The sequence below is a fragment of the Flagellimonas sp. HMM57 genome (assembly GCF_021390175.1).
Lineage (GTDB): Bacteria > Bacteroidota > Bacteroidia > Flavobacteriales > Flavobacteriaceae > Flagellimonas.
In genome coordinates, this window is record NZ_CP090004.1 from 2,811,042 (window position 1) to 2,827,572 (window position 16,531).

The 16,531-nt window shown below is 37.2% G+C and carries 17 protein-coding genes; 9 read left to right on the forward strand and 8 right to left on the reverse strand.

Annotated features, from left to right (window positions below; all coding sequences use genetic code 11):
* Positions 1-13 precede the first annotated feature (13 nt).
* The 4 genes from LV716_RS12405 to rho form a co-directional block, all read right to left on the reverse strand.
* Entirely contained in the window at positions 14-2,047 is a 2,034-nt protein-coding gene (locus tag LV716_RS12405) for an LruC domain-containing protein (RefSeq protein ID WP_163418116.1), read from the reverse strand.
* 239 nt (positions 2,048-2,286) lie between these two features.
* Positions 2,287-2,679: a DUF2306 domain-containing protein gene (locus tag LV716_RS12410; RefSeq protein ID WP_205600127.1), complete on the reverse strand. Its 393-nt coding sequence runs from the start codon at positions 2,677-2,679 to the stop codon at positions 2,287-2,289.
* 776 nt (positions 2,680-3,455) lie between these two features.
* Positions 3,456-4,118 carry a hypothetical protein gene (locus tag LV716_RS12415; RefSeq protein ID WP_163418117.1) on the reverse strand — a complete coding sequence of 221 codons (663 nt, stop codon included), beginning with the start codon at positions 4,116-4,118 and terminating at the stop codon, positions 3,456-3,458.
* Positions 4,119-4,261: 143 nt separating this feature from the next.
* Positions 4,262-5,842 (reverse strand): transcription termination factor Rho, encoded by a 1,581-nt coding sequence (gene rho / locus LV716_RS12420; RefSeq protein WP_163418118.1) that lies wholly within the window; start codon positions 5,840-5,842, stop codon positions 4,262-4,264.
* Between the two features lie 192 nt (positions 5,843-6,034).
* Here rho and LV716_RS12425 point away from each other — a divergent pair, with 192 nt between their 5' ends.
* Entirely contained in the window at positions 6,035-6,445 is a 411-nt protein-coding gene (locus LV716_RS12425; RefSeq protein ID WP_163418119.1) for a DUF4293 domain-containing protein, read from the forward strand.
* A gap of 100 nt (positions 6,446-6,545) precedes the next feature.
* Here LV716_RS12425 and LV716_RS12430 read toward each other — a convergent pair whose 3' ends face one another.
* Positions 6,546-7,040 (reverse strand): metallophosphoesterase, encoded by a 495-nt coding sequence (locus LV716_RS12430; protein WP_163418120.1) that lies wholly within the window; start codon positions 7,038-7,040, stop codon positions 6,546-6,548.
* Between the two features lie 87 nt (positions 7,041-7,127).
* On the opposite strand from LV716_RS12430, the gene truA reads away from it, so the two are divergent.
* Together truA and LV716_RS12440 are read left to right on the forward strand one after the other, a co-directional pair.
* The gene (truA, locus tag LV716_RS12435) at positions 7,128-7,874 is read left to right on the forward strand and encodes a tRNA pseudouridine(38-40) synthase TruA (protein ID WP_163418121.1); all 747 of its coding nucleotides are present in this window, start codon (positions 7,128-7,130) and stop codon (positions 7,872-7,874) included.
* The gene (locus LV716_RS12440) at positions 7,867-9,639 is read left to right on the forward strand and encodes an ABC transporter ATP-binding protein (RefSeq protein ID WP_163418122.1); all 1,773 of its coding nucleotides are present in this window, start codon (positions 7,867-7,869) and stop codon (positions 9,637-9,639) included. Before truA ends, LV716_RS12440 begins: the two co-directional genes overlap by 8 nt.
* On the opposite strand, the gene LV716_RS12445 is transcribed toward LV716_RS12440, so the two are convergent.
* The 3 genes from LV716_RS12445 to folP are packed head-to-tail and all read right to left on the reverse strand — an operon-like array spanning position 9,640 to position 12,068.
* Positions 9,640-10,404 carry a DUF3667 domain-containing protein gene (locus tag LV716_RS12445; protein WP_163418123.1) on the reverse strand — a complete coding sequence of 255 codons (765 nt, stop codon included), beginning with the start codon at positions 10,402-10,404 and terminating at the stop codon, positions 9,640-9,642.
* On the reverse strand, positions 10,405-11,190 hold the full coding sequence (gene cdaA, locus LV716_RS12450) for a diadenylate cyclase CdaA (protein ID WP_163418124.1): 786 nt from the start codon (positions 11,188-11,190) through the stop codon (positions 10,405-10,407). It abuts the gene before it with no gap.
* Between the two features lie 44 nt (positions 11,191-11,234).
* Positions 11,235-12,068 carry a dihydropteroate synthase gene (folP, locus tag LV716_RS12455; protein ID WP_163418125.1) on the reverse strand — a complete coding sequence of 278 codons (834 nt, stop codon included), beginning with the start codon at positions 12,066-12,068 and terminating at the stop codon, positions 11,235-11,237.
* Positions 12,069-12,164: 96 nt separating this feature from the next.
* Here folP and LV716_RS12460 point away from each other — a divergent pair, with 96 nt between their 5' ends.
* The 6 genes from LV716_RS12460 to LV716_RS12485 all read left to right on the forward strand — a co-directional run bounded on the left by LV716_RS12460 (position 12,165) and on the right by LV716_RS12485 (position 16,521).
* On the forward strand, positions 12,165-12,707 hold the full coding sequence (locus LV716_RS12460) for a DUF1599 domain-containing protein (protein ID WP_163418126.1): 543 nt from the start codon (positions 12,165-12,167) through the stop codon (positions 12,705-12,707).
* Positions 12,704-13,798: a BT_3928 family protein gene (locus LV716_RS12465; protein WP_163418127.1), complete on the forward strand. Its 1,095-nt coding sequence runs from the start codon at positions 12,704-12,706 to the stop codon at positions 13,796-13,798. Before LV716_RS12460 ends, LV716_RS12465 begins: the two co-directional genes overlap by 4 nt.
* A gap of 30 nt (positions 13,799-13,828) precedes the next feature.
* Complete coding sequence (tpiA, locus tag LV716_RS12470) at positions 13,829-14,578, forward strand: triose-phosphate isomerase (RefSeq protein ID WP_163418128.1); 750 nt, start codon at positions 13,829-13,831, stop codon at positions 14,576-14,578.
* 15 nt (positions 14,579-14,593) lie between these two features.
* Positions 14,594-15,421 carry a 50S ribosomal protein L11 methyltransferase gene (gene prmA / locus LV716_RS12475; RefSeq protein ID WP_163418129.1) on the forward strand — a complete coding sequence of 276 codons (828 nt, stop codon included), beginning with the start codon at positions 14,594-14,596 and terminating at the stop codon, positions 15,419-15,421.
* Positions 15,422-15,441: 20 nt separating this feature from the next.
* Positions 15,442-15,717, forward strand: coding sequence for an ATP-dependent Clp protease adaptor ClpS (locus LV716_RS12480; RefSeq protein WP_163418130.1), 276 nt, complete (start codon positions 15,442-15,444; stop codon positions 15,715-15,717).
* A gap of 192 nt (positions 15,718-15,909) precedes the next feature.
* Positions 15,910-16,521 (forward strand): hypothetical protein, encoded by a 612-nt coding sequence (locus LV716_RS12485; RefSeq protein ID WP_163418131.1) that lies wholly within the window; start codon positions 15,910-15,912, stop codon positions 16,519-16,521.
* Positions 16,522-16,531: the final 10 nt, after the last annotated feature.

Genomic DNA, 16,531 nt, shown 5'->3' on the forward strand with positions numbered 1-16,531 from the left:
AGGTGATAGAGAACTATTCTTGCAATTCGGATTCGTTTCTGTACCCAGATGAATCTTTGTACCAATCCTGGAAGGCTGTTCCTCCTGAAGTAGCCCATTCATTAAAGAAGTTATAGGCTTGGTTCACTGGAACATTTTCCTTTGGGGGTTTAAAATTGTGAACAATATTGATGGCCCAAGGCAATCCTGATTCAGTTTGATAATTACCATCTTCATCTCGGTTAACACCTTCGGTAGAGGGAGTGTTTGTCCCTAAACTAGTTCTGAACCTATTGGGTAAATGGATTTCGTTTCCTCTGTTCCTGTCCACGATCAAAAAGGGATTGAATGGTGCAATTCCCAATTGATTGGTGGTAATGGGCGTTGTGAATTTCACCTCTATTTTTGAAGGTATTCCCAACATGGTCTCATGGTTGTCGAATAGAATTATGACTGCCCTATCCTGATTTTGCTCAACACCATTAGAGGCTACGTTGATATAACCTTCCGTTAACACTGTGCCTGTAACAGATTCTACTAAACTTGGGGCTATACTTTCCAGTTCAATTCCGAAAGCATTTACAAACCCAGCTCCATCAGAGCTTACCTCAAAATAAATATCTAATTGTACAGCCATGTTGTCCGAGTTAAGGACGGCAACAAATCTATAATTGATTGTTGTATCGTTGAAATCATAGTCTCCCAAGAATGGCCATAAATCTTCAAAAGCTACGGTTCCCCAACCGTATTTACTTGGTGTAAACTGCTCAAAGGCTTTGTCGGCATCTTCAGGAAAATCATCATTGCTGTCCGTAATACCATCTCCATCAGTATCGGGGTCCACTGCTTCTTCATCAAAAACACGGAAAGTGGTTAAATCATTTATAGTTCTGTCAAAAGAGACACCTGAACTAGAATTGGGGCCATATCTGTATTCCCAACCTCCTGTTTGAGTATCCATGACTATCAAATTGCTGTTACTGCCACTATTGGCCAGCCATAATTCATTATTGGAGTCAAATGTCATGGAGGTTGGATTGAATGGCAAGTCTTCACCACTAATCCTGGTAGAGTCGTAATCACCTTCTACATTCAATTCAAGTCGATAAAGCCCAGAAAAAGTACATACGAATAAGGTGCCATCTGCTGCGAATGCTAAATCCCCACCCTGCGTTCGGTCAAGACCGTTGATATCCCATTGGGAAAGAATGGATCCATTGGTTGGGTCAATAGAATACAGTTTTGCTTTTGTTGAGAAATAGAGCAACCCGTCTTGAGGATTAAAATCCAAACGCGGGCCACCTATACCTAGGTTTGCTATTGTGGTCCATGTATCATTGGTAATATCATAGCGCATCAGAGGATTCGGATTAGATCTCCCTATTGAATATAAAAAGTTATTTTGTTGATCAATGGCAGCAGTAAAGCTCCCCATCGGCATAGTAGAAATAAAAGTATACGCCCCGGTAATGGGGTCTACTTGGAACAACTCTGCATTACCGTTTACACAGTATAGAAAGTCCTCAACAACGCCCTTGGAAGAAGAGGCGCCTTTTGCATTTAATGATGAGTAAGTGTAAACAACCTGCTCTGAAGAGATATTGACTATTTCTGAAGAATAGGCGAAACCCTCTTTTCTTCTTATATATAGTTGATCGTAATAATCTGGAACCACAAATGTATGCTCAATTTTTCCTCCAGAAGGAGCGCCACTGAAAATTAGATGGTTCAGATTGTCCACAACATAATCCGTACCGGTAACTTCTTCGTCATCTTCATTGACATAGGTTATCTGACCGTTGGTTGAGTTTTCTTGATAGGCGTATACGTCATACTTGACATTGGTAGAATTATCATTGATCGTCAATTCCACCGACCTTTCCGTTTTGAATTCAAAGCCAGATGGAATTTGCAATTCAGTAATTTTCAGCTCATCTACGGGTACTTCAATTTCATCTTCACTTTCCGTATCAATGGAATCATCAAAATTATCTTTGACACAGGAGGAAAAGGTAAATAGTAGTACCAAATAAATTAGTGAGAAAACGATTTGGGATATTTTCATCATTTTTATTTTGTGGATTTACATCCTAATTAATAGTATAAAATTAAATGTGTTTCTTGTATAAGCACTTTTGTTTTAGCTAGGATACCATCAAGTATCGACTAATGGTATATTTTTTCCGATAAATATTTAGTAGCTATAAAACTACTTATATGAACGAAAAAGATTACAATATTATATATTCGATTAAGAATTCGTGCCACTAAAGTTGTGAAAGAAGCTAAAGTAGTGGTGTATTGATGCTATCCGAAAAAAACTTCATGTAAAAACCGCCCTGGAGCCAATGTAAAACCGCCAGCTATAATCAAAGCACCAAAATATAGCAAAACCATTTTATGCTTATGCGCTTTTACATTTCCCTTTTTAATCGCTGTTATTGCAGTTGGAACGGTATATAAAGTTAAGAAGCTGAAGAGATGTATAAAACCAAAATGGTCTAAAAACTGGTTGCCAACTTGGGCAGGTAAAAATAAAGAGACGAATGCGGTGAAAAACATGAGGGTCATATATATTTTTCCAATGGTCTGGTGTCTTTTTGTTCCTTTTTTGACTGATAAAAGATAGGCTCCCATAAAAATACAAGGAACTACCGTAATCAAATGGGCATACATTAAGAACAGATAGGTAGCAGTCATGGTGTTGGTTTTTCTAAAGGGAGAAAAGTTACAGCAATGTCTATACAAATAGTTGCCAAATGATAAACCTAAATACAAAAAGGTTATCTAAATGCTTGTCTTTTTCCTAATAATAAGCCGATTATAAAAAATGAATACATTAAAACTATAGCGGTCAACAGTACTGTTCTAAGATGAAATTGGATGGATACGTCAAACTTTAAGTAATCCGATAGCAAAATGAAAGGGAAAAGAACATAAAATATAAACAAGCCAATACTGACCCAGAAAAGTAAATTGTTTTTCTGGGAATAAGGAAAGTCTTCATGGCTTTTTTCTTTGAAGTAAAAAATCAATGCGATAACTAAAACTACGGATCCAGTTGCATGAGCATAGTTCAATTGTTCATGTAAAGGATTTTGAAAGAAAGCGCTTATCAGATAAGAAATAATACTTATAATAGCTCCATACTTAATGATTTTTTTCAAAGTTTCATTGATTATGGTTTTCCAGTATATCCAATAAAAAAAGACAAAAAAGACGATTTGATAAATAGTATAGATGATAACATTATGCCAATCATATCTTTCATCCGAGAAGAATTGAAAATCATCATGATGCTTTACGAAATATCCTAAAAGCTCTGTGAAAAAGGTATAAATAATAAGGATAGGGAGATACTTTAATACTGTATCAAAGTACCTCCTATATCTATATACCGCTATAGTCCACGTGAATAAGTATAATGGAATATAAAAATGTTCTTTGATAAAATGTAAAAAAATTTCCACCATTATTTAAAAATCACCTGAGGGTGGGGGTCCAGATGAGCCATGATTCATGGTCAAGCTCTGCTCTCCTTGCATTAGCGGGGCTGTAGTCAAAGAAGGCATAAAACTCGCTTTAGCTGTTCCATTGGCTTGTTGCATAGAATCTTGAACTCCATTTATACCTACTGCATCTTTAACAAGTTTTGCTTTGCCGTCGGCACCAATATAGAATCCATAATCCAAGCCTTTAACCTTCATGGTGGGCAGCATAAAAAGCGAATTTTGTCTAGGGTGTACTACCCTTTGCCCATCAGGAAATCGTCTTTTACTAGGATAAGTAGCAAAATAAAAGCGCAAGGTAGAAATGTCGACGTTAGCAGCTTCAGCCTCCTGTTCTATAAAGGCCATGTACTGTTTCATGGTCTTATAATCAAAAGAAGTAAACCTTGATGGTTTAAAGTTCTTGTCCCTATTTGCTTGTGCCTCATATTGTTGAATGGTCTCTACACGGTTTTTGCTGTAGTTGTCGTACAGTGATTTCGATTCTATTAAAGAAATAATCTGTTTGGGAGGTTCTACATGTTCCTTAGGTTCTTCTTTTGGATTTTCCTTTTGTTTTGGTTGGCAAGCACCTAGTAATAATAGGGTGAAAACTAGGAGGAATGGTGCTGCTTTTTTGGTGTTTTTCATGTTGTAAGTGTTTTTATTGTTGATAGTATGGGAAACCGTACTAAAGATATGGCATTTCTATAAAATGGAGCTATAAAAAAACCCTTTGAATTTCATCAAAGGGCCTTGTAATGGTAATCGATATCATTATTCCAATATGGAAATTATTGATTCATCGTCAACAAAAATTCTTCGTTGTTCTTGGTCTGTTTGATACGTTGTTCCATGAATTCCATCGCTTCAACTGGATTCATATCTGCTAAATATTTGCGCATGATCCACATACGTTGGATAGTGGTTTCATCGAGTAAAAGGTCATCCCTTCGTGTTGATGAAGAAATAAGATCAATAGCTGGGAAGATTCTTCGGTTGGAAATTCTACGATCTAATTGTAGTTCCATGTTACCCGTACCTTTAAACTCTTCAAAGATAACTTCGTCCATTTTAGAACCAGTTTCTGTCAAAGCCGTAGCAATTATGGACAGTGACCCGCCATTTTCAATATTACGTGCCGCTCCAAAGAAACGTTTTGGTTTGTGCAGTGCATTGGCATCAACACCACCGCTCAACACCTTTCCAGATGCAGGTTGTACGGTATTGTAGGCTCGTGCCAATCTTGTAATGGAATCCAGCAGGATAACAACATCATGACCGCATTCTACCAAGCGCTTTGCTTTTTCCAATACAATGTTGGCAACACGAACATGTTCTGTAGCTTCCTTATCAAATGTAGAAGCTACAACTTCTCCATGTACGTTACGTTGCATGTCCGTAACCTCTTCTGGACGTTCATCTATCAAAAGAATAATTTGATAAACCTCAGGATGATTGGCGGCTATGGCATTGGCAATATCTTTCAACAACATGGTCTTACCCGTTTTAGGTTGGGAAACGATCATACCCCGTTGTCCTTTTCCAATAGGGGAGAAGAGATCCATTATACGTGTCGATAATGTACTTTGTCGCTCTGCCAATTTGAATTTTTCTTTCGGAAACAATGGTGTCAGATGCTCAAAAGAAACACGGTCACGGACCACTTGCGGATCTAGCCCGTTTATCTTGCTCACCTTTATTAGAGGAAAATATTTTTCTCCTTCTTTTGGAGGTCTAACATTTCCCAGTACCGTATCTCCGGTCTTTAGGCCAAACAATCGAATCTGTGATTGCGAGACGTAAATATCATCTGGAGATGATAAATAATTATAGTCAGAAGAGCGTAAAAAGCCGTAGCCATCCTGCATAATGTCAAGCACACCTTCACTTTCGATAATACTATCAAACTCAAACTCAGGTTCCTTGTACCTGTTTTTTAAATCTTTGTCAAAATTGCTGCTCTTTTTTTCGTGGCCGCTATTTCTTTGATGTTGATTGTTTCTTCTGTTGTTATTTTGATTTTTTTGAGAAGCATTTTGCTTGTGCGGCTCTCTCTTTTCTGGCTGCTTATCTTCTTTCTTAGCTACCGTTTCTTTCTCTGCCGGTTTGGTTTCGGCTGGTTCTTTGGCAACAGCTTCTTTCGGCTCTCTTTTGGGTCGTGGAGTTCTTTCTCTTTTTGGTTTTGGAGCAGGTTTCTCTTTGGCTGTAACAGCAGTTTCTTGAACTGCTTTTGGATTGGATGCTTGTGTATCCAGAATTTGGTAGACCAAATCAAGTTTTTTGAGGGTCTTGAATTTTGGAATACTGAGGGTTTTTGCAATTTCCTGTAATTCAGGAAGCTTTTTAGCTTTTAGATCTGAAATCTCGAACATTAAGTTATGAATAGGTTAAACTTGTATAATGTGAATAATTGAAGTAAAAAGTTATTTGGGTACTACGATAGGAAAGTTTCCTTGGGTAAGTGCTTCGCTAATAACGACACAAGTATACAAATTATTTTTCAAGATTAAGAGGGCATTTACCAAAAAGACACTTATTTTTGCCTTCCGAAATCAATTTAAACAATGATTCAGCGAATACAGACGTTATTTCTTGTTATTGTAGCTTTAATAACCGGAGTACTACCGTTTATTTTTAGTTTATGGATTGATGCGGAAGGAATCGAGTTTTTTGCCAAAAACGAATTATGGATAAGTATTGTATTTATCGCATCTGCAATTTTGGCCGTGATTTCGATTTTTATGTACAAAAACAGGCAAAATCAATTTGTGATAAACAGATTGAATATGATATTGAATCTTTTTTTACTAGGATTTTTCGTTTATCGATCGCTAAGCTTATCCGGAGAAACTGTTGTTTCTGAGAAGGGTATTGGGATGCTGATTCCTGTATTTTCTATCGTTTTTCTGGTTCTGGCCAACAGAGCTATCAAAAAGGATGAAGATCTTGTAAAATCTGTTGATCGCTTACGTTGAACCTAACATCTTAGTAGTATTAGTGCGAGAAAATCCCGGCCTTGGTCGGGATTTTTTATCAATATGACTTTTTTTGTAATGTACACCATGGTTAAAAGGATTAGCGCTTGCCCAGTTCTATAACCTCAAGATTGGCTATTTTAGAACCGTCTACCGTAAATCGTAACATTGTACGGACTTGGTGAAACCCATGTTTTCCGCAAGCGCCTGGGTTCATGTGAAGTAAATTCAATTTTTTATCGTTCATCACCTTTAATATATGGGAATGGCCACAAATGAAAAGTTTTGGCGGGTTCTGCTTAATTTCATCCCTTACCCTAACATTGTACTTATTGGGGTAACCTCCAATATGGGTTATCCAAACATCAACCTCCTCACAAAAAAAACGATTGTTCTCTGGAAATTCTTTTTGAATAATATGGTCATCAATGTTACCGTAAACCGCACGCAATGGGTTATTCTCTTTCAATTTGTCCGTTACGTGCAAACTCCCAATATCACCTGCGTGCCAAATTTCATCTGCCTGTGTCGCATATTTTAAAATGGAGTCGTCTATGTGACCATGAGTATCCGAAAGCAATAAAATTTTGGTCATAACGCTAAAAATTTCCTAAAAAAAGAATGTTGGATTTCTGTTGGATGGGATTAAGTATCTTTAACGACTTAAAAATAAGGCATTCCATTGAGATATTTTATCCGATTTTCCTATTTCGGAAAGGCATACCACGGTTGGCAGAATCAGCCCAATGCTATTACGGTACAAGAAGTATTGGAAAAAGCACTTTCTACTTTATTGCGTGAAAAAATTGAAGTGGTGGGAGCTGGCAGAACGGATGCTGGAGTACACGCCAGAGAAATGTATGCTCATTTTGACTATACCACACTTAAAAACACAAAAGACTTGGTTTATCGCCTCAATGCATTTCTTCCAGAAGATATTGCAGTTGAAGCGATTGATCGTGTAATAAAAGATGCCCATGCCAGATTTGATGCCACAGAACGTACTTATGAGTTTTGGATAGTCCAAGAAAAGAATCCTTTTTATTCGGATACTGCATATCTGGTCAGGCATCCTTTGAATATAGAGGCAATGAACAAATCGGCGTCCTTTTTGATGGATTACACGGATTTTGAGTGCTTCTCCAAGTCGAATACCGATGTAAAGACCTTCAATTGTAAGATTTTAAAGGCTATTTGGATGCATAAAAATGATAAATTGATATTTACCATCACAGCAGATAGATTTCTTCGCAATATGGTACGTGCAATTGTGGGTACCCTTTTAGATGTTGGTCATGGCAAAATGAAGCCAGAGGAAATCAAAAAAATAATAGCAAGTAAGAATAGGGGGGAAGCTGGGTTTTCCGTCCCTGCAAAAGGACTATATTTGACTAAAATCTTATACCCTACAGCAATTTTTAATGAGTAAAAAGGACGAAACTGGAACCGCTTTTGATTTTGGACTGTTCAAGAGAGTTTTTGAACATACCAAACCATACAGGACAATTTTTTGGGTCGTAGCCATTGTAGCTATTCTTTCTGCTGCTTTTGCCGTTCTTACGCCGATCTTGGTACGGGATATTATAAACGAGGCCTTGTCCAATAAAGATAGTGAGCTTCTGTTTTATATAGTGTTGGCCATGCTGGGAGCCTTATTTGGCCAAGTCGTCTGTCAACTTTCCTTTAATTACTATGCAAACCTTTTGGGAGAATCTGTTATAAAAGACATCAGGATTAGGCTCTTCCAACGGATGATGGGTTTTAAGATGACCTATTTTGATAACTCTTCCATCGGCGTATTGGTTACCCGTGCCGTTGCAGATATGCAACGAATAGGTGAGATATTTAGCCAGGGTTTCTTTGTGATTGTGGCAGATTTGTTGAAAATGGTTTTGGGAGCAACGGTCATGATATTGATCAACTGGAAGTTGGCATTTATCGTTTTTGCAATCCTTCCCGTTATTCTTGTGGCAACACGTTTATTCCAAAAGGCGATGAAGGTTGCTTTTATTGAGGTAAGGGCTCAGGTTTCAAATCTCAATTCCTTTGTTCAAGAGCGTCTTGCGGGAATGAAAATCGTACAGCTTTTTAATAGGGAGGAAATCGAAAAAGAGAAGTTTAGGGAAATCAATGAGAAACACCAGAATGCTTGGTTGAAGACAGTATGGTACAATTCCATATTTTTCCCCATAGCTGAGATTTCCTATTCTATTGGTATTGGTCTAGTGGTCTATTTTGGAGTGATTCAGAATATTGAAAATGTGGCTTTAAACGATACCGGATCTATCTTCGCTTTCTTTTTCTTAATGGATTTATTGTTTCGTCCATTGAGACAAATAGCGGATAAATTCAACACGTTGCAAATGGGAATGGTAGCTGCAAATAGGGTGTTCAAGATTCTAGATACCGAAAGTCGAATAGCAGATACCGGGACAATGGAAAAAGAAGATGTGAAGGGAGATATAGAATTTTCCGACGTTCGTTTCGGTTATGTGGCGGATGAAGAAGTTTTGCACGGGATTTCATTCAAGGTTGAGGCGGGACAGACTGTAGCTATTGTAGGTGCTACAGGAGCTGGAAAATCGACGATTATCAATTTATTGAATCGGTTTTATGAAATAAATTCTGGCGATATTTTAATCGATGGTCATACTATTCGTGACTATTCCTTAAAATCTCTTCGTTCCCATATTGCGATAGTCTTACAGGATGTTTTTCTTTTTGCCGATTCGATAGCCAATAACATTTCACTTAGAGAATCTTCCGTTGAACTATCCAGTATTGAAGCTGCGGCTAAACAGATTGGTGTTCACGAGTTCATTTCGAGCCTGCCAGGTGGCTATCAGTATAATGTAAAGGAACGCGGGACCATGCTCTCTAGCGGACAACGGCAACTTATTGCTTTCTTAAGAGCATATGTAAGTAACCCAAGTATTTTGATTTTGGATGAAGCTACATCTTCTGTTGATACCTATTCGGAGCAATTGATACAGCAAGCTACGGACAAGGTTACTGAAGGAAGGACTTCTATCATCATAGCACACCGTTTGGCTACAATTAAGAAGGCCGATAAAATCATAGTAATGGACGCCGGGCAGATTGTGGAAACAGGTACGCATAAGGAATTACTAAAAAAAGGCGGATATTACAGTAATCTGTATGAAGCCCAATTCTTGGCTGAAGAGGTTGCTTAACTATTTGGCGATAAAATCTTCTAAAGATATATAGCCTGACACCAATGCGATTGCTGCTATTAATACTCCTAACATTATCGTAATGATCATAAATAATATTAAGTAAACAAAACCTCTGAAAAAAGTACTGAAAAATCCAGTTTGGTGCATTTTTCCCAAAATAAAAAACTGATAAATGACGACTCCGATTAAGAGTATCCCATTAAAAACATCATATCTAATGTCAAAAAATCCAAATAGGGGAAGGCATATCAGTACTTGAACATAAGATGTTTGTGCGGTTATATAAGCGTTGGTCACCAAATGCTCCGTATAGTTGAATTTGCGCTTATCAATAAATAGTAACCAGGTCATTAATGCATACACGGGCATGAAGAGGTATGAAATCAGACCTTGATAATCATAAACAAAATCCAAATTCGTATTTTGATTATCAGAAAAACTACTTTGCGTAAGGTCTATTTCATATATGTTTCTAAGGACAAAAAATAAAAGTCCCGATAGTGTTATGGCAATGGCAAAATAACTTATGGGATTCATATATTTTTTTCGTGTTCCAGAGATATAGTAGTGGATGACCGTTTCCGGTTTGGAAAATAAATGGCGAAAAGTCTTTAAAAAGGTATTATCCAAATTAAATACCTGAAAACTCAAATCCTCCCAAATGTTTTTTAAGGTTAATCGTTTTCTGATAACCTTTGCACCACAAACGGGACAAAAACTGTAATCTGATCTAAGTGAGCTATTACAATTTTTACATTTCATTTACTCTAAATCCTTTTTAATCGAATCAATGAGTTCTTCTTTGTTTTTGTAGGGGACAAATTCACCATTCTTAATATAAGAAATAGCTCCGGTTTCTTCACTTACTACCAAGCAAATGGCATCTGTCTTCTCTGTGATTCCTGCCGCAGCACGGTGCCGTAGCCCAAAGCGTAAAGGAATGGTGCGGTCATTGGAAACCGGCAAAATCACCCTAGTTGCCGTAATGTAATTATCTTGGATAATGGCAGCGCCATCATGTAACGGACTGTTCTTAAAAAAAATGCTTTCTAAAATAGGTTGGGTGATTTCAATATTCATGCTATCCCCAGAAGACTTGACAAAATCAAGGGAATTGGCCCTTTCGATTACGATAAGTGCACCAGTTTTACTGACCCCCATTTTTTTACAAGCATTTATAATAGCCTCTACATCTGTATCTGTTGACATGGTCTCTTGCCTAAGAAACTTAAAATGACGGATAAAGTTTCGTTTGTAAGCAAAATTGGTAGAACCGACCATTAATAAAAATTTCCTGATCTCTTGTTGAAATACAATAATAAGAGCTATTAATCCAATATTCATGAATCCACCTACCATACTACTGATCATCTTCATTTGTAGCAGTTCCGTCAACTTCCATAAGGCCCAAACGATTACGATACCAATAAAAATATTTATGGCGACCGTACCCTTGACCAACTTATAGATGTAATACAACATTGCGGCAACAAGCACAATATCTATGACATCTGTGATTTTAAATTCAATAAAATTTAGGAAATCCAACCGCGGCGTTTTTGTAAAATTAACAAAAATAGCAGAATCAAAAATTACTGGCTATTTGCTTTCAACTCTTCAATAAGATGTACACACTCATATGCTTCATTAACGTCGTGTGCCCTTAAAATATTGGCGCCTTTTAATAACGCGACCGTATGTAGCGCTGTTGTGCCGTTAAGTGCTTCTTTTGGTGAAGATTTTAATACTTTGTAAATCATGGATTTTCGACTTAATCCTATCATAATAGGAACTTTAAAGGTCTTGAATAGGTCCAAATGATTCAAGAGCTCATAATTCTGCCCTGTTGTTTTGGCAAAACCAAATCCGGGGTCTATGATAACATCGTTGATTTTTTTAGAAGCGGTTGCATTTATTTTTTTTGAGAAGTAAAACAACAGGTCTTTTAATAAATCATCGTAAACCGCCTGTTTTTGCATGGATTGTGGTGTGCCCTTCAAATGCATCATAATATAGGGCACTTGATATTGCGCGACAACATCCAGCATTTTGGAATCTAAGTTTGCTGCAGAAATATCGTTGATTAAAGCGGCACCATGCTGTATGCTTTCAGAAGCTACCTTGCTCCTGAACGTGTCTACTGAAATTATAACCTCAGGAAATTGTTTGAGAATTAGTGTAATAATCGGAACCAATCGTTTTAGCTCTTCATTTTCAGGAACATGCTCGGCACCAGGTCTGGAGCTGTAGGCACCCATATCTATAAAAGTAGCACCATCCCTTAGCATTTTCTCAACTTGTGTTAGAATATCATTGTCATCTTTATACCGTCCTCCATCATAAAAAGAATCTGGAGTAAGGTTAAGGATACCCATAATTCTTGGGACGGTAAAATCGATGAGAGTTCCTTTACAGTTTATGGTCATAAAAAATACGAGCTTTATTGGGTTTGATTATCTTTGACATACTGTTTGTCAAAGCATTTCAGTTTTGACGAAATTTACGCAAATTAGCAAGAATACATGCAGCAGACTTCCCAACAATATGATAACGTGATCAAGACCTGCCGTGAACTATTTATCAAGAAAAGCAAAGATTACGGTACGGCATGGAGAATATTACGGCTTCCTTCCCTAACAGACCAGATTTTTATAAAAGCACAGCGTATACGCAGTTTACAGCAAAATGAAGTGCGGAAAGTTGATGAAGGAGAACAATCGGAATTTGTCGGAATTATTAATTATTCCATTATGGCCTTGATCCAGTTGGAAAAAGGAGTGGCCGAACAACCCGATTTGAAGGTTGACGAAGCAATTTCACTCTACGATAAAGAAGTGGCCACCACCAAAACATTGATGGAGAACAAAAATCATGATTATGGTGAAGCCTGGCGAGATATACGCGTGAGCTCCTTAACGGATTTGATACTTCAAAAATTACTTCGTGTAAAACAGATTGAAGATAATAAAGGTGCTACCTTGGTAAGTGAAGGAATAGATGCCAATTACCAAGATATTATCAATTATGCCGTCTTTGCCTTAATCCATTTAAATGAAGAATCATGAAATACTTGGTTTGGATTTCCAGAATTTTTGTTGGGGTTTTGTTTATCATCAGTGGACTCATAAAACTGAATGATCCCGTTGGGTTTTCGTTTAAACTGGAAGAATATTTCAGCCAAGGCGTATTGAACCTTCCTTTTTTGATGCCTTTAGCTTTAGGGATTTCTATTTTTGTGGTCATCTATGAGGTGATTTTAGGTGTACTGTTGTTGATAGGGTTCAAACCAAAATTTACGGTTTGGAGTTTGCTTTTAATGATAGTATTCTTCACATTTTTAACCTTTTATTCTGCCTATTTTAATAAGGTAACCGATTGTGGCTGTTTTGGCGATGCCGTAAAGCTTACCCCATGGGAATCTTTTGCTAAGGATATAATTCTTCTGGTTTTTATACTCATTTTGTTTTTGGGGAGAAAGCACATCCAACCAATATTTAATACCAAAATCAATTGGATTATCGGTGGAACCGCTTTGTTTGCCTGTACTTTGTTTGCCAATCATGTGCTGAACCACCTTCCTTCAGTAGATTTTAGACCTTATAAAATTGGTGCGAACATTCAAGAAGGAATGAGCGTACCAGCAGATGCTGCCAAGGCCATTTACGAATATGCTTGGCGATTTAAAGTCAACGGTGATGATAAGATTGTTGTGACAAATGGTGAGTATCCACAAGTGGATGGTGAATTTATAGATGTGGAAACTACAGAGGTACAAGAAGGTTATGAGCCTCCTATACATGATTTCACTATAGAAAAAGAAGGTCAAGATTGGGCCTCGGAAATTTTGGAGGAGGATAAGTTGGTCATGGTAATAGCCTATGATTTGGCAAAGAGTACTACGGATGTTTTTTCAGAAGTGGCAAAGGTGACCGAACAAGCAAATGAGAAGGGATATAAAGTAGTTGGAATGTCAGCTTCCAGTGTTGATAGGGCAAATGCGATCAAAGAAAAGTTTGGTCTGAGTTTCGATTTTTATTTTACGGATGAAACTGTGTTAAAAACTATTGTGCGATCTAATCCTGCTGTATTGGTTCTGGAAAAAGGCACCATCTTGCAAAAAGTACATTACAACGACTTAAACAAATTAGAACTCTAATTACACTATATAACAAAACAATAATAGCATATGAGAACCAAGATAGTAGCAGGAAATTGGAAAATGAACAAAAACCTTGAAGAAACGGAGACTTTACTGTCGAGTTTATCGGCAAAGTTGCCCGATACCGATGCTGATGTTATTGTAGCACCAACATTCGTAAATTTGGCTGCTGCAAATAGAAGCCTACAATCCTCAACGATACAGGTAGCTGCACAAAATATGCATTATGCTGAAAATGGTGCGTATACGGGAGAGATTTCTGCCGATATGTTACTTAATATTGAAGTAGATATCGTAATTCTTGGCCATTCCGAAAGACGCTCACTCTTTGGAGAGACAGACGATTTATTGAACAAAAAAGTAAAAACTGCACTGGAAAAAGGCATGAAAATCATTTTCTGCTTTGGAGAAGAGCTTGAAGATAGAAAATCTGATAATCATTTTGCCGTTGTGGAAAGCCAGCTAAAAAATGCCCTTTTCGATTTGGATGGCAAGGCATGGAGTAGTATTGTATTGGCCTACGAACCTGTTTGGGCAATTGGTACCGGTGAAACGGCAAGCCCGGAGCAGGCCCAGGAAATGCATGCTTTTATACGAAAAACAATTTCAGGAGCTTTTACCAATTCCATTGCAGATGGGGTTTCTATTCTATATGGCGGAAGTGTAAAACCTTCAAACGCCTCAGAAATTTTTTCAAAGCCAGATGTTGATGGTGGTCTAATAGGAGGAGCTTCGTTAAAAGCGGATGATTTTGTGGATATTATCAAGGCTATCTAAATTTCCAAAAAAGGTTTGGTCTATATCGAATACAGTTTTATAGTAACTCCCAAAGAACCTGCTACCGATATCCTCATTGCAGAATTGGGTGAAGTGGGATTTGAGAGTTTTGTAGAAAACGATTCTGGGCTTTTGGCCTATATTTTAAGATCTGAATGGGAAGAGACTATTTTGGACGATGTCTTTATCCTTAAAAACCCCAAATTCAACATAAAATGGACGCAAACCGAAATTGAGCAGCAAAATTGGAATGCAGCATGGGAAAATAATTTTCATCCAATTAAAGTAGGGGATAGCTGCATGGTAAGAGCACCGTTCCACGATGCCGTAGCTGTTGAATATGATATTATTATTGAGCCCAAAATGAGCTTTGGAACAGGACATCACGAAACTACGCATATGATGTTGCAACATATTTTGGATATGGATTTTAAAGGAAAATCCGTACTGGATATGGGCTGCGGTACCGGGGTTTTGGCAATCCTTGCCAAAATGAAAGGAGCGGATACAGTAGATGCTATTGATATTGATGAATGGTGTTTCTTGAATTCCAAAGAAAATGTAGCGCGAAACCACTGTGATCAAATTAATGTTTACCAAGGAGATAGCAGTTTGTTGACAACTAGAAAGTATGATGTGATCCTTGCCAACATCAATAGGAATATTTTACTTGAGGACATACCTGTGTACACCAATTGTCTAAATGCTGAAGGAACACTTTTTCTAAGTGGCTTTTATTTGAGCGATTTAGATGCAATTTCCTCAAAATGTGACGCCTATGGTTTGGAATTTGAAAAAAAATTCGAAAAGAATAATTGGATTTCAGTAAAATATGTAAATTAGGTTTGGTTAATAGTTATATCATGGGAGTCAAGGAAAAAGTATCGGAAGAACTGCTTTTAGAAGAAGAAACGGTAAATCAGAATGAGATTGTGCTGTTCAATGATGATGTAAACACTTTTGATTATGTTATCGAGACCCTAATAAACGTTTGTGAACATACTCCTGAACAGGCCGAACAATGTTCCTTGATTGTACATTACAATGGAAAATGTACCGTAAAAACCGGTGAGTACACTTATTTGAAACCAAGATGCTCCAAGTTACTTCAGGCTGGACTCAACGCAGAAATAGTTTAAGGACATAATTGTGTAATGGTACTTTGTTTTTCAATGCAATGTCCTAAAAAGCAGTATCAATTATAATTGTGTTGCGTTTAATGATTGTAAAAATTAAAAATTCTTTGCATAGATAGTAGGTTTTGACATCTTCGATTACACTAACTTTGTTTTAGACCAGTAAACCAAACCTTTAATTTTTTCACTTGAAAAATGGGCGAATTTTTTAAAGCTGAACTCAAAGACCGTTTTTTAAAGTATGCAATAAGTCGTAGGGATTATTTTGAAGTAAAAGTACTCTATGATGAATTCCTGCATCCAAATTATAGCTTGGATTTTGTTGAAAAACTAATAAAGGATATTCGAGATCATGATGCTGCTTTATTGGACGTGATGAGTGGTAATGGGGTCGAAGTCTTTATTCTTGCCTCAACACCAAAAACCAAAGACTTTTTAAATGAAGGCGGGTTTATGGACATGCACATTAAAGAGGAAGAAAAATGGGATGTTTTTTTAAACCAACTTTCGGGAGATCGCAAATTATCAAAAGACGAAAAATTACTTCTTGAGAAGAATTCGAAAACCTTTAAAAGAGAAAAAACATTACTTATTGTACTGGTATCTGCAGTTGTAATCAGTTTTTTGTTCACACTCTTCAGTGTGATAAAAGGGGTACTTATAGAGACTGACTATGTTCAAAAAGAAGAATTTGAGAGAGAAATGAGACAATTGCGTTCAAAGTACATTGAAGAAAACCAAAGCTTGGAAAAAGAATTGCAACGAGCACAAGCTACAATGGATTCACTACGAGGAAAAAATCTTTAGTCTATAAGTA